At 59.5% G+C, this 13,272-nt stretch carries 9 protein-coding genes; 5 read left to right on the top strand and 4 right to left on the bottom strand.

Features of this window, described 5'->3' with window-relative positions; genetic code table 11:
- Window positions 1–7 precede the first annotated feature (7 nt).
- The 3 genes from CAP31_RS11320 to CAP31_RS11330 all read right to left on the bottom strand — a co-directional run bounded on the left by CAP31_RS11320 (window position 8) and on the right by CAP31_RS11330 (window position 4,041).
- Window positions 8–1,195 (bottom strand): DUF917 family protein, encoded by a 1,188-nt coding sequence (locus CAP31_RS11320; RefSeq protein WP_223247262.1) that lies wholly within the window; start codon window positions 1,193–1,195, stop codon window positions 8–10.
- 136 nt (window positions 1,196–1,331) lie between these two features.
- Window positions 1,332–1,796, bottom strand: a complete 465-nt coding sequence (locus CAP31_RS11325) for a DUF1854 domain-containing protein (protein ID WP_087447629.1) — start codon at window positions 1,794–1,796, stop codon at window positions 1,332–1,334.
- Window positions 1,777–4,041 carry an ABC transporter ATP-binding protein gene (locus CAP31_RS11330; protein WP_223247432.1) on the bottom strand — a complete coding sequence of 755 codons (2,265 nt, stop codon included), beginning with the start codon at window positions 4,039–4,041 and terminating at the stop codon, window positions 1,777–1,779. Before CAP31_RS11330 ends, CAP31_RS11325 begins: the two co-directional genes overlap by 20 nt.
- A 147-nt stretch (window positions 4,042–4,188) precedes the next feature.
- On the opposite strand from CAP31_RS11330, the gene cphA (CAP31_RS11335) reads away from it, so the two are divergent.
- The 4 genes from cphA (CAP31_RS11335) (at window position 4,189) to CAP31_RS11350 (ending at window position 11,067) form a co-directional block, all read left to right on the top strand.
- A complete protein-coding gene (cphA, locus tag CAP31_RS11335; protein ID WP_087447630.1) occupies window positions 4,189–6,342 on the top strand; it encodes a cyanophycin synthetase in 2,154 nt (717 codons plus the stop codon).
- A gap of 19 nt (window positions 6,343–6,361) precedes the next feature.
- Window positions 6,362–8,929: a cyanophycin synthetase gene (gene cphA, locus CAP31_RS11340; RefSeq protein ID WP_087447631.1), complete on the top strand. Its 2,568-nt coding sequence runs from the start codon at window positions 6,362–6,364 to the stop codon at window positions 8,927–8,929.
- A 396-nt stretch (window positions 8,930–9,325) separates the two neighbouring features.
- Entirely contained in the window at window positions 9,326–9,730 is a 405-nt protein-coding gene (locus tag CAP31_RS11345; protein WP_087447632.1) for a helix-turn-helix transcriptional regulator, read from the top strand.
- 2 nt (window positions 9,731–9,732) lie between these two features.
- Entirely contained in the window at window positions 9,733–11,067 is a 1,335-nt protein-coding gene (locus CAP31_RS11350; RefSeq protein ID WP_087447633.1) for a type II toxin-antitoxin system HipA family toxin, read from the top strand.
- A gap of 227 nt (window positions 11,068–11,294) precedes the next feature.
- On the opposite strand, the gene grxD is transcribed toward CAP31_RS11350, so the two are convergent.
- Window positions 11,295–11,603 (bottom strand): Grx4 family monothiol glutaredoxin, encoded by a 309-nt coding sequence (gene grxD, locus CAP31_RS11355; RefSeq protein ID WP_087447634.1) that lies wholly within the window; start codon window positions 11,601–11,603, stop codon window positions 11,295–11,297.
- Between the two features lie 144 nt (window positions 11,604–11,747).
- Here grxD and CAP31_RS11360 point away from each other — a divergent pair, with 144 nt between their 5' ends.
- The gene (locus CAP31_RS11360) at window positions 11,748–13,244 is read left to right on the top strand and encodes a helicase HerA-like domain-containing protein (protein WP_087447635.1); all 1,497 of its coding nucleotides are present in this window, start codon (window positions 11,748–11,750) and stop codon (window positions 13,242–13,244) included.
- The last annotated feature ends 28 nt before the right edge of the window (window positions 13,245–13,272 follow it).

Here is a 13,272-nt window from a genome sequence, read left to right on the forward strand (position 1 = left end):
CCTTATCTCAAGCTGGGTAAGGCAGCGCACCGGCATAGCCGATATCGCGCAGCAGACCGGCGAACGATGCGACAACACCGGCGGCCTGACAGAATTGCGCAACGGCTGCGACCTTGATGACACTGACGGTCCGGCCGGTGCTCTTGCCTGTGCCCGCATCGTAATAGACCGCCAGATCGTCGCTGGCATTGGAGAAACCGCGCCCCGTGCTTTCGGAGTAATAGCAGATCGAATCCGGCACGATGATGTCGGGCACGCTGCTCAGACTCGAGTACATGATCAGGTTTTCGTTCAGATTGTAGATGTAATGGGTTTCGGTACTGGCGGCCTGATCCGGCGTATTGTCCAGGCGGATGATGCCGGTATCGAGCGACGCGCTGGTGGTGGACTGCGTCACGCCGGTGATATAGAAATTGGTGACCGGGGCGGCAACCCCGCGCCCGGTCAGCGCACTGATCTGCGCTACGACATCGGCAGTCGAGGGCGGTGTGGGGGCAAACAGCAGGTATTGCCCCAGTGCCCATGTCTGCGCCAGCGTGCCGGCGATGTAACTACCCGTCAATGCGTGACTGTTGTTGGCAAGGGATGGCCATAGTGCAATCCCGGAGAAGCTGCCGAAAGCGGCGACAATACCGCCGGCCAGCGCTTCCACCTGAGCCGCATTCGGCGCGGCGAGCACAGCCGACTGGATGATCGCCGGCTCGGTGGCGTCGTTGGCCAGTGCACATGGGCTCGCGGCCAGCGAGGCGCTGCCGCTGTAAGTAGTCTGCGGCAATTCCGGCACGGCTCGCCCGGCACCGTCGCCATTGACGACCCATTGGATGGCATTGCCGGACATGGCTGCGGCGATGAGCGGCACAATGGAATTGATCGGCCCGATTTCCACCGGAATCACGCAACCGAGGGTCGCACCTGTCGCAGCCTGAAACAGATTGACCGTATTGGTGATGGAATACTCGATATCAGCCAGCGTCAGGTTGTCGGCAGCGTCGGGCGAACCCATCAAGGCCAGTACACAGCAATTGGTCGCGCCGTCGTAGTCCCGCACCTGTACACTGCCGCCCCAGCCGCTGTTGGCCAGCTCGGCGAGTACGCGGACGGCATCGCTATAGCTGCCGCCTCCGCCGCTGCCAAGGATGGCGGCGCCCGCGGCGATGTATTGAAAATCGGTGATGTTGTATTCGTAGCTGGTCATGATTTTTTCTTTCGCAAACTGATTCACAAAAGCGCACACTTCTGGATGGTGTGCGTCCAGTCTAACACCACCCCATGCAAATAACCATTACAACCAACGGGTTGCCCGGCAGCTAGCAACAACCGCCATGCTCACCCTACAAAAAGCGATCCAGTCGCTTGCGACTGGCTTTGTCCAGCTGCTGAATATCGCGTATCAGAAACTGCACGCCGTTACTGTCGGCGATCAGCAGCCGCGAGGCTGACAAGCGGCGAATATCCTCTTCGCCCTTTAACGTAAATTCGGCATCGCCGCGATCGGTGGCGACTTGCCACACGCTGGGTGTGGCATAACTGGAGACATGGCGAATGCTGTGGATTTCCGGCATGAATTCGCGGCTTGCCAGTGCGGCATCGAGCATCGCGCGCGATGCCGCATCCAGCTCATCCAGATGTGCGATCCACACCAGCTCGTGACCGCGCGCATCGACCAGACTGATTCCCTCATCCGGCGCGCTCATCGGGAACGCGCGCACCGGCGTGACCTGCTCATGCACGGCACCATCGGCATCGGTATAGCACAGCTGCCCGTAGGCATTGCGCTCAAGCTGTAATGCTGTCATCTTCACCCTCGCTGTCCACCTGTCGCGCCTGCGCTTCATAAAGCTGCGTGTAGGCGCCGTTACGCGCCAGCAATTCTTCATGCTGGCCGACTTCGATAATCTTGCCGCGATCCAGCACCACCAGCCGGTCGGCGTGGCGCAAAGTGCTCAAGCGGTGCGCAACAGCTATCGTGGTACGCCCGCGCACCAGATTCTCCAGCGCGCCCTGAATCTCGCGTTCGGTCTCGGTATCCACCGAGGAGGTCGCTTCATCCAGGATCAGGATGCGCGGATTAATCAGCAATGCCCGCGCGATCGAGATGCGCTGACGCTCGCCGCCGGACAACGCCTGGCCGCGTTCGCCCACCAGCGAATCATAGCCCTGCGGCAGGCGCAGAATAAAATCGTGGGCATGGGCCGCGCGCGCTGCCGCCACGATTTCCTCGCGGCTGGCATCAGGCTTGCCATAGGCGATATTCTCGGCGATGGTGCCGAAGAACAGGAACGGTTCCTGCAACACCAGTCCGATATTGCGCCGGTATTCCGAAACCGGCAGCGAACGGATGTCCACGCCGTCGATCAAAATGGCGCCCTCGGTGACGTCGTAGAACCGACAGATCAGATTCACCAGCGTGCTCTTGCCCGAGCCGCTATGCCCGACCAGTCCGATCATCTCACCCGGCACGATGGTCAGATCCATGCCGCGGATCACGCCGCGATTGCCGTAACGGAAACCGATATTGCGCAGCGTGATCTCGCCGCGTACGACAGGTAGATGCTGCGGCTGCGCCGGTTCAGGCACGCTGGAAACATGATCGAGGATATCAAAGATGCGCTTGGCGCCCGCCGCCGCCTTTTGCGTGACCGACACGATACGGCTCATCGAATCCAGGCGCGCATAGAACCGGCTGATGTAGGCCAGAAACGCGGTAAGCACGCCGACCGTGATCTGGTTATGCGACACCTGCCAGATACCGAACGCCCATACCACCAGCAGTCCGACTTCGGTCAGCAGCGTCACCGTCGGCGTGAACAGCGACCACACCGCGTTGACCTTGTCGTTGATCGCCAGATTGCGCTGGTTGGCGTCGCGGAAACGCGCGATCTCGCGGTGCTCCTGCGCAAACGCCTTGACCACGCGGATACCGGGGATGGTATCGGTAAGCACGTTACTGATCTCGGCCCAGATGCGGTCGGCTTTTTCGAAACCAAAGCGCAATTTGTCGCGCACCACATGGATCATCCATACGATGAACGGCAGCGGTAGCAAGGTCACCAGTGCCAGCCACGGATTGATCGACACCAGTATCGCCGCGGTCATCACGATCACCAGCACATCGGTGGCGAAATCCAGCAGATGCAGCGACAGGAAAATGGAAATACGGTCAGTCTCGCTGCCTACCCGCGCAATCAGGTCGCCAGTGCGCTTGCCGCCGTAAAATGCCAGCGACAGCTTGTGCATGTGTTCATAGGTAGTCAGCCGCAAATCCATGCAGATGCGCTCGCTGACCCGCGCCAGCAGATAGGTACGACCCCAGCCCAGCCCCCAGGCCACCAGCGCCGAACCCAGCAAACCGGCCAGATACCATGCAACCAGAGCATGATCGATCGGCTTGCCGTTCTGATAAGGGATGAGGATGTTGTCCATCAGCGGCATGGTCAGGTAGGGCGGCACCAGCGTGGCAGCGGTGGCGCCCAGCGTCAGCAGAAAGCCGAGCAGCAGCAGGCCGTTATAAGGTTGCGCAAAACGCCACAAGCGCAGCAATGCCCAGGTCGATGGCGCCGACTGCGTAGTCTGCTCGCATAGCGGACACTCCTCTTCACCCTCGGGCAAAGGCGCCTGGCAATTGACGCAGACCGCCAGATGATGACGCACAGCCTCTTCCCCGCTCATTGCGGCAGCCATCTCCACGTCAAATTCGGTCTGCAAACGCTGTGCCGCAGTATTGTGCGCTAAAGTATAATGCCAGCTAACCAGACGTCCGTCAGCATCGTCCAGATCGAGACTGCCCACGCCGGCATGATCGCGACGATGCAAAATCAGACCGGGGCGATAATCCCAGCTCTGCCAGTCCGATTCGGCATGCCGCCTGGCCAGCAGCCGTTGATTGGTGACAACCAGAATACCCGCGACAAAGTGCAAATGCGCGTCCAGATCCAGTGGCATGCTGGCCAGCACGCGTTCTGCGGGCGCAAGTTGTGACGCCAGCGCATCCCGCCAGATAACGGGAGACTCGGCAGGAATTACCGGATGGGGGTTATGGATTCGGGACACTTAATATAAATTGAAGGCACAAGTAAACGCAAATTCTACTGGTGCGTTATATAACAGTACAGCACTTTGCTTTCATTTTGCTGAAAGCGGGCTGTTAACGTATTACCATATGACAAGAATCATACTACCGAGCCGCTAATGAATAACACGAAACGCGACATGAAATTTCTCCGCATCATGTCATTGCAGGGCCCTAATATCTGGACCTATCGCCCGGTTCTGGAAGCCTGGGTGGACATAGGCGAACTGGAAGATTCGCCATCCAACACCATTCCCGGTTTCAACGACCGGCTCATTGACTGGCTACCCAGCCTGATCGAACACCGTTGCAGCATCGGCGAGCGCGGCGGTTTTATCCAGCGCTTGCGTGACGGCACCTGGCCCGGGCATATCCTCGAACATGTCACGCTGGAACTGCAGAACCTCGCCGGCATGCCCGGCGGTTTTGGCAAAGCCCGCGAAATGGACACGCGCGGCGTCTATAAGGTGATCGTGCGCGCCTGGCACGAAGAGGTCACCCTGGCCAGCCTGCATAAGGCCCGCGAACTGATCCTTGCGGCGATGGACGACCGCCCGTTCGACGTCGCCGCAGCGATCGAGGATCTGCGCGAGCTGGCCGAATCCCGATTATTGGGACCCAGCACCCGCAGCATCGTGGATGCCGCTGACGACCGCGACATCCCTTTCATCCGCCTGAATGAAGGCAATCTGGTCCAGCTGGGATACGGTGCGGCACAACGCCGCATCTGGACGGCGGAAACCGACCAGACCAGCGCCATCGCCGAAACCATCTCCCGCGACAAATCCCTCACCAAGCAATTGCTCAGGGATTGCGGCATTCCCATCCCTGAAGGCTACGATGTCGAAAGTCCGGCCGCCGCCTGGGAAGCCGCCGAAGACATCGGCGTGCCGGTGGTGGTCAAGCCGTGCAGCGGCAATCACGGCCGCGCCGTATTCACCAACCTGACTACCCGCGAGGAAATTGAAGCAGCCTATCAGGTCGCGCTGGAAGAAGAAAGCGGCGTCATCGTCGAACGTTTTGTACCGGGCCAGGAGCATCGCCTGCTGGTCATCGGCGGCAAACTAGTCGCCGCTGCCCGTGGCGAAATCGCTAGCGTGGTCGGCGACGGCCGCTCGACCATCGAACATCTGGTCGACGTGCAGCTCAATGCCGATCCGCGCCGCGGCAATACCGAAGACCACCCGCTCAACTTCATCCGTATCGACTCTGCCGCCACCCTCGAACTGGCGCGCCAGGGCTACGCCGCCGAATCCGTTCCTGCCGCCGGCGTGCAGGTCGTCATCCAGCGCATCGGCAACGTCGCATTCGACGTCACCGAGCTCGTGCACCCAAACACGGCCGCCATGGTCGCGCTGGCTGCGAAAGTGGTCGGGCTGGATATCGCCGGCATCGATCTGGTGGTAGAAGACATCTCCCGTCCGGTGCTCGAACAGCACGGCGCCATCGTCGAAGTGAATGCCGGCCCCGGCCTGCTCATGCATCTCAAGCCGGCTTCCGGCCAGCCGCGTCCGGTCGGGCAAGCGATCGTCGAACACCTGTTCCCCGCTGATGCCAATGGCCGCATTCCCATCGTCGCAGTCTCGGGCAGCACAGGCACCACCGCAATCGCGCAACTGCTGGCGCATCTGGTCTGCCTGAATAATCAGCGCGTTGGTCTCGCCTGCCGTAACGGCATGTTTGTCGGTCTGCGCCAGGTCGAGGCGGGCAACCGCGCCAACTGGGCAGCCGCGCGCAAGCTCCTGCTCAATGCTTCGGTGGAAACCGCCATCGTCGAAACCGGCAGCCGCGAGCTGTTGAGCGAGGGTCTTGCATTCGACCGCTGCCAGATCGCCGTCCTCACCGGCATAGACGCCAACGAAGACCTCAGCGAATATGCGATGTCCACGGAAGAAAAACGCTATAACGTGTACCGCACATTTGTCGATATCGTGTTGCCGAACGGCGTAGCGGTACTCAATGCCGCCGACCCGCTGCTGGTCGAAATGCGCGAGTTATGCGATGGCGAAGTGCTGTTTTTTGCCATTGACCCCGACCTCCCTGCCCTTGCCGAACATCGTGCCAGAAACGGCCGCGCAGTCAGTATCGAAAACGGCGCAATCGTGCTCACGCAGGGCAGCACAGGCATAGCACGCATCGACCTCGCCGAATTGCCTGCGACAGGCATGGACACCACCCAGATTCTTGCCAGTATCGCTGCCGCATGGGCGCTGGGCATGGATTTCGAACTGATTCATGCCGGCCTGCACGCCTTTACCGATTATCAAAGCTAGATAAAAACAGGATCAACCCATGGAAGTATCCCGCATTCGCGCCCTGCGTGGGCCTAACCTCTGGTGCCGGCACACGGCCATAGAGGCCATTGTACGTTGTGTCACGCTGGAATCAGACATCGCCCGGATGGCTGATTTTGAAACCCGGCTGCGCGCACGCTTTCCCGGGATCGGCGCACTGCAACCCATCGGCAGCGGCCCCCATATTCCCATGGCGCATGCCCTGGAACTCGCCGCACTGGAATTACAGGCGCACGCCGGCTGCCCGGTCACGTTCGGCCGCACCACGCAGACCATAGACCCGGGGGTTTACCAGGTAGTGATCGAATACACCGAGGAAGCGGTCGGCCGCGCAGCACTCGACTATGCCCTTGCACTGTGCCTCGCCGCAGCCAACGACATGCCGTTCGATGTTCAGCAGGCACTTGCCGAATTACGCAATCTGGATGAAGACATGCGCCTCGGGCCCAGCACCGGGTCCATCGTCGAAGCAGCGGTCCGGCGCGGCATCCCTTACCGGCGCCTGACCGCAGGCAGCATGGTGCAATTCGGCTGGGGCAGCAAGCAACGCCGCATCCTTGCCGCCGAGACCGACACCACCAGCGCAGTCGCCGAATCGATCGCGCAAGACAAAGACCTGACCAAAAAACTGCTGAATGCGGCTGGCGTCCCTGTGCCATTCGGCCGCCCGGTTACCAACGCCGAAGATGCCTGGGCAGCCGCACGCGAAATCGACAGCACAGTAGCGGTCAAACCCCAATTCGGCAATCAGGGCAAGGGCGTCGGCATCAATCTGGAAACCCGCGACCAGGTCATCGCGGCCTATCATGCTGCGGCCAGGATCAGCTCACCGGTCATCGTCGAACGTTATATCACCGGTCATGATTTCCGCATGCTGGTCGTCGGCAATACGCTGGTCGCCGCCGCCCGCCGTGATCCGCCGCACGTATTCGGCGATGGCGTGCTCAGCATCCGCCAGCTGGTCGAGATCGTGAATAGCGATAGCCGCCGCGGCGAAGGCCACGCCACATCGCTAAGCAAGATCCGCCTCGACGACATCGCCCTCGCCACGCTGGCCAAGCAAGGCTACACTGCCGATAGCGTCCCTGCTGTTGGCGCGCGCGTAGTGCTGCGCAACAATGCCAACCTGAGCACAGGCGGCACCGCTACCGATGTGACCGACGACGTTCACCCCGAACTGGCCGCGCGCGCCATCGATGCGGCACAAATGATCGGGCTGGACATCTGCGGCGTCGATGTGCTGTGCAACAGCGTACACCAGCCACTCGAGGAACAGGGCGGGGGCGTGGTTGAAGTCAATGCCGCGCCCGGTCTGCGCATGCACCTGGCGCCGTCATTCGGCAAGCCGCGCAATGTCGGCGCAGCGGTGATCGACATGATGTTCGCAGAAGGCGAAGACGGCCGCATCCCCGTGGTTGCCGTAGCCGGCACCAACGGCAAGACCACCACGGTACGCCTCACCGCGCACCTGCTCACCCGCAGCGGCCTGCGCGTCGGCATGACCAACTCCGATGGCGTCTATATCGAAAAACAGCGCATCGACACCGGCGATTGCAGCGGCCCGAAAAGCGCGCGCAGCGTGTTGTCACATCCCGAAGTCGACGCCGCCGTACTGGAAACCGCCCGCGGCGGCGTATTGCGCGAAGGTCTGGCGTTTGACCGCTGCAATGTGGCCATCGTCACCAATATCGGCATCGGCGACCACCTCGGCCTGAATTACATCAACACCACCGAAGAGCTCGCCGTGGTCAAGCGCGTCATCGTTGAAAACGTCGCCCCGAACGGTGTCGCAGTGCTCAATGCCGCCGACCCGACGGTGGTTAAGATGGCCAGCGCCTGCCCCGGCAGCGTCACCTTTTTTGCTCAGGACCGCCAGAATTCCGTCATTTCCACCCACTGCGCGCGCGGCCTCCGCGTCATTTTCACCGAGAAGGGGCACATCGTCGCCCGCGAAGGCGAGTTCGAGCAGCGTATCGCGTTGGCCGACATCCCGCTCACCCGCAACGGCAGCATCGGTTTCCAGATCGACAACGCGATGGCCGCAATCGGTGCAGCATGGGGATTGGGACTGAGCTGGGACATCATCCGCCGGGGCTTGCAGGACTTTATCAACGACGCGCAGACTGCGCCCGGACGTTTCAACGTCTTCGACTACCGAGGCGCCACCCTGATCGCCGATTATGGTCATAATCCGGACGCCATCCTCGCGCTGGTCGCCGCCATCGACCGCATGCCCGCACAACGCCGCCACGTCGTCATCAGCGGCGCCGGCGACCGCCGCGACGAAGATATCCGCCAGCAAACCCAGATCCTCGGCAACGCGTTCGATGAAGTGGTGCTGTACCAGGACCAATGCCAGCGCGGACGCGCCGACGGCGAAGTACTGGCACTATTGCACGAGGGCCTGGTCAACGCCAGCCGTGCCAAACAGGTCAGCGAAATCAACGGCGAATTCAACGCCATCGACCTCGCACTCTCGCGCGTGCAGCCCGGCGACGTGTGTCTGATTCTGATAGATCAGGTGGAGGAAGCGCTGGCGCATATTGCCAAGCGCTTAAACGGATAATAGTTTTCAGCACACTCCATACCCACCCTGAAACATTAAAGTTTCATGGGTGGGATATCTTTAACAACCGCATCAAAGACCAAGCTGTATGGCTCGGAAGTGCCATAAACGGAAGTTCGCGTTGGACTGTCTCGAAGTCGGCCAAAGCGCTCATCAGCTTGATACACCCTGAATGATCGAATAAATTACCTGGCGGCCGTAGGCTATGGGCGGCTTCGCAGGGCAGATGAACGAAAAGGGAGCGATGGGTCTGTAACAAAAAAGAAATACAGATTATGAGTTGTTAATTCTATTTACATACCTCCATTTGTAAATGTAATATACAGACAGAAGGCTGTTAATTATATTTACAGCCCTGGGTTTATATTGCTACAGGACTCATGAACGGAGGCAAAAATGATTTACTCCATCAAGACTCTCAGCCAGCTCCCTCTGGTTCTCAAGGGGTTTCGCAAGGAAAAAGGACTGACTCAGGCAGCCATGGCTGAAAAGCTGGGAATCACTCAGCAAAGTTACGCGTACTTTGAGGCCAGTCCGGCAGCAGCGACGCTTGAGAGGCTGTTCATGGTGCTGCGTATGCTGGATGTTGAAATTTCACTGGAAAAAACTTCTCCCGCTGCCAGCATGGGTGCTACACCTTCCGTCAAGGCCACGAGTAAACCCTCCTCCAAGGGCAAGGCCATGGCCCGGAAGATCGGCAAGACAGCCCACGCCGTAGCGATCGGGAAGACAAAGCCATCATCGGACGTTGCCAAAGTGAGCCGTATTGTTGCCCCGACAAAAAAGAAAGAACGTTGGTAACCATGAGCCGCCGTGCAAAGATACAAAGGCTGAACATCTGGATGAACGGCATCCCTGTTGGCACCTGGGAAACGACTCGACACGGCGAACGCCTTGGTTACTTCGATGAATGGCTTACGGACGAACAGTCCCGCCCCTTGTCCTTATCACTTCCATTCCTGCCGGGAAATGCACCCTACCAAGGGCAGGTCGTCACTGACTATTTCGACAACATGCTGCCCGACAACGATGCCATTCGCCGTCGTCTGGCGCAACGTCACCAGGCTGGCGGCATTGATCCTTTTCGACTGCTGGCAAAGCTGGGCCGAGACTGCGTGGGTGCAATACAACTCCTCCCCGAAGATGAGGCGCCGTCGGACCTGTATGAAATCAACGGGGGGAAGCTGAATACCGCGGAGATCGCTCAACGACTACGCAACACCACATCGGCTCAAGCACTGGGGCAACATGATCACGACGAGGACCTGAGACTCTCCATCGCGGGGGCGCAGGAGAAAACCGCCCTATTGCGTCACGAAGGGCTATGGCTTCTGCCCCATGGAAGTACCCCGACAACGCACATCTTCAAACTGCCATTGGGCTTGGTCGGCCATATGCAGGCCGATATGCGTACCTCGGTGGAGAACGAATGGATGTGCTCAAAAATCATGGAGGCCTACGGAATTCCCATTGCGCGGTGTGAAGTCGAGTATTTCGAGGACCAGAAAGTCCTCGTCGTCGAGCGATTCGACCGCACTCCATCAAGCGATGGAAGCTGGATCATCCGCCTGCCCCAGGAAGATATGTGCCAGGCAACGGCTACGTCGCCACTGCATAAATATCAGTCAGACGGCGGCCCGGGAATTACTCAAATCATGGGATTGCTTCTCGGGTCGGACGATGCTGGGCGGGACCGGAATAACTTCTTCAAAACCCAGATCATTTTTTGGGTGCTGGCTGCCATCGATGGTCACGCCAAGAACTTCAGTATCGCCCACCTCCCCGGTGGCAGCTACCGCGCCACGCCGATCTATGACGTGCTTTCTGCCCATCCCGTCATTGGAACAGGGAAAAATCAAATTCCCCCATCTAAAGCCAAACTTGCCATGGCGGTGAAGGGAAGTACCAATAACTACCTGATTAAGCAAATTCAGCGACGGCACTGGATTAGTCATGCGCGGCAAGTCGGGCTCGGCGCTGCGGCGGCAGAGCAATTGATTGAGGAAGTTGTTAAGTCCACGGAATCCGTGATTGGCGAAGTGGGCAACTTGTTGCCGGATAACTTTCCCATGGATATGGCAGAAGCCATATTCAACGGAATGAGAATACAGTCTGCCAAGTTGGCTGGCGTTCATTGAGCAATGAATATAACCTTATCAAAACTGAAAGCTTGACTCACGGTCGGCTTACGTCCGCTCCGGGTCGATAGCAGCCTTTACTGAACGCCAGCCTCTTAATTATGAACTCCAATGCAACCCGGCGCAAAAAAGCCCTTGCCAGTCACAGACCGGCAAGGGCTTTTTTGAACAATCCAGCAGCTGTTTTTTAAGCCAGAGCCGCTAACAATTGCGGCCCGGCTTGCAGATCACGCGGCAACCAGCTTTTGCAGTTCGCCGCTCTGGAACATTTCTTTCATGATATCGGAGCCGCCGACGAATTCGCCGTTGATGTAGAGCTGGGGGATGGTAGGCCAGTTGGCGTAATCCTTGATGCCCTGGCGAATTTCAGGCTCTGCCAGCACGTTCACGGTGAACAGGTCGGTGACGCCGGATGCTTTCAGAATCTGCACTGCGTTGGCGGAAAAGCCGCACTGCGGGAACTGCGGAGTGCCTTTCATGTACAGCACGACTTTGTGACCGGTAACCTGCTCGCGAATGGTATCTTGTACGCTCATTTGTAATACTCCTGGAAATTGAATACCCGACTAAATTTATCAGGTATTATACTCGCGCCCTATGCATATCGTCAAGCTGCGCGCAGTCGCTGAAAAGATTGTAAACTATATTTTTAGCAAGCCATCGACGAAATCATCGCCACCATGACCGATCCCATCCACATCGCCCAGGCGCAGCATCCCATTTACCTGTTACCGCAGATGGCCAACCGCCACGGCCTGATCACCGGCGCGACCGGCACCGGCAAAACGGTATCGTTGCAGGTGCTCGCCGAGCAGTTCTCGCGGCGGGGCGTGCCGGTGTTCATGTCCGACATCAAGGGCGATCTGTCGGGGCTGGCCGTGGCAGGCGGCAACAATCCCAAAGTCGCGGCGCGGGTGGCGCAACTGGCGCTGACGGATTTCGCGTACAGCGCCTGGCCGGTGACGTTCTGGGATGCCTTCGGCAAACAGGGCCACCCGATGCGTGCGACCATTTCCGACATGGGGCCGCTGCTGCTGGGGCGCATGCTCAACCTCAACGACACCCAGGCCGGCGTGCTCAATCTGGTATTCAAGATCGCCGACGATCACGGTCTGCTGCTGCTCGACCTCAAGGATCTGCGCGCCATGCTGCAATACGTCGGCGACAGCGCCAAAGATTTCACGACGGAATACGGCAATGTCTCCGCCGCCAGCATCGGCGCGATCCAGCGCGGGCTGCTGGCACTGGAAAGCCAGGGCGGAGAGCATATCTTCGGCGAGCCCATGCTCAATGTCGATGACCTGATCCAGACTGATGCGCAGGGCCGTGGCATGATCAACATTCTGGCGGCCGACGACCTGATGCAGTCGCCGAAAGTTTACGCCACGCTGCTGCTGTGGCTGCTGTCGGAGCTGTACGAAAACCTGCCGGAAACGGGCGATCTGGACAAACCCAAGCTGGTATTCTTCTTCGATGAAGCTCATCTGCTGTTCAATGATGCGCCCGCCGCGCTGGTGGACAAGATCGAACAGGTGGTGCGCCTGATCCGCTCCAAGGGCGTCGGCGTGTATTTCGTCACCCAGAACCCCGCCGACGTGCCCGACAAGGTGCTCTCCCAGCTCGGCAACCGCATCCAGCATGCCTTGCGTGCCTTCAGCCCGCGCGACCAGAAAGCGGTCAGGGCCGCTGCCGACACCATGCGCGACAATCCGGCGCTGGACGAAGCCGCCGTCATCACCGAGCTGGGCGTAGGTGAGGCGCTGGTATCCTGCCTCGATGAAAAAGGCCGTCCCGGCATCGTCGAGCGCGCATTGATCCTGCCGCCCACTGCGCAAATCGGCCCGATCAGCCCGGAACAACGCCAGGCCATCATCAGCCAGTCACTGCTGGCCGGCCATTACGAACAGCAGATCGACCGCGACTCGGCCTACGAAAAACTCAAACAGCGCGCCAGCGTCAGCACGGCGGCAGCACCCGCAGATACACAACAGCAGCCGGCAAGCAGCAGCGGCTGGCTGGATGACATACTCGGCAACAGCGGCCAGCCGGGCACCGCACGCCGTCGCGAAAATGCGCTGGAAGCCATGACCAAAAGTGCAGCGCGCGCCATCGGCTCGGAAGTCGGCCGCCGTATCATCCGCGGTGTACTGGGTTCATTGCTGGGCGGTAACAAATAGTCAGGCGGGTGCGCAGCACAATAGTGCT

It is taken from the genome of Sulfuriferula sp. AH1 (assembly GCF_002162035.1).
Classification (GTDB): domain Bacteria; phylum Pseudomonadota; class Gammaproteobacteria; order Burkholderiales; family Sulfuriferulaceae; genus Sulfuriferula.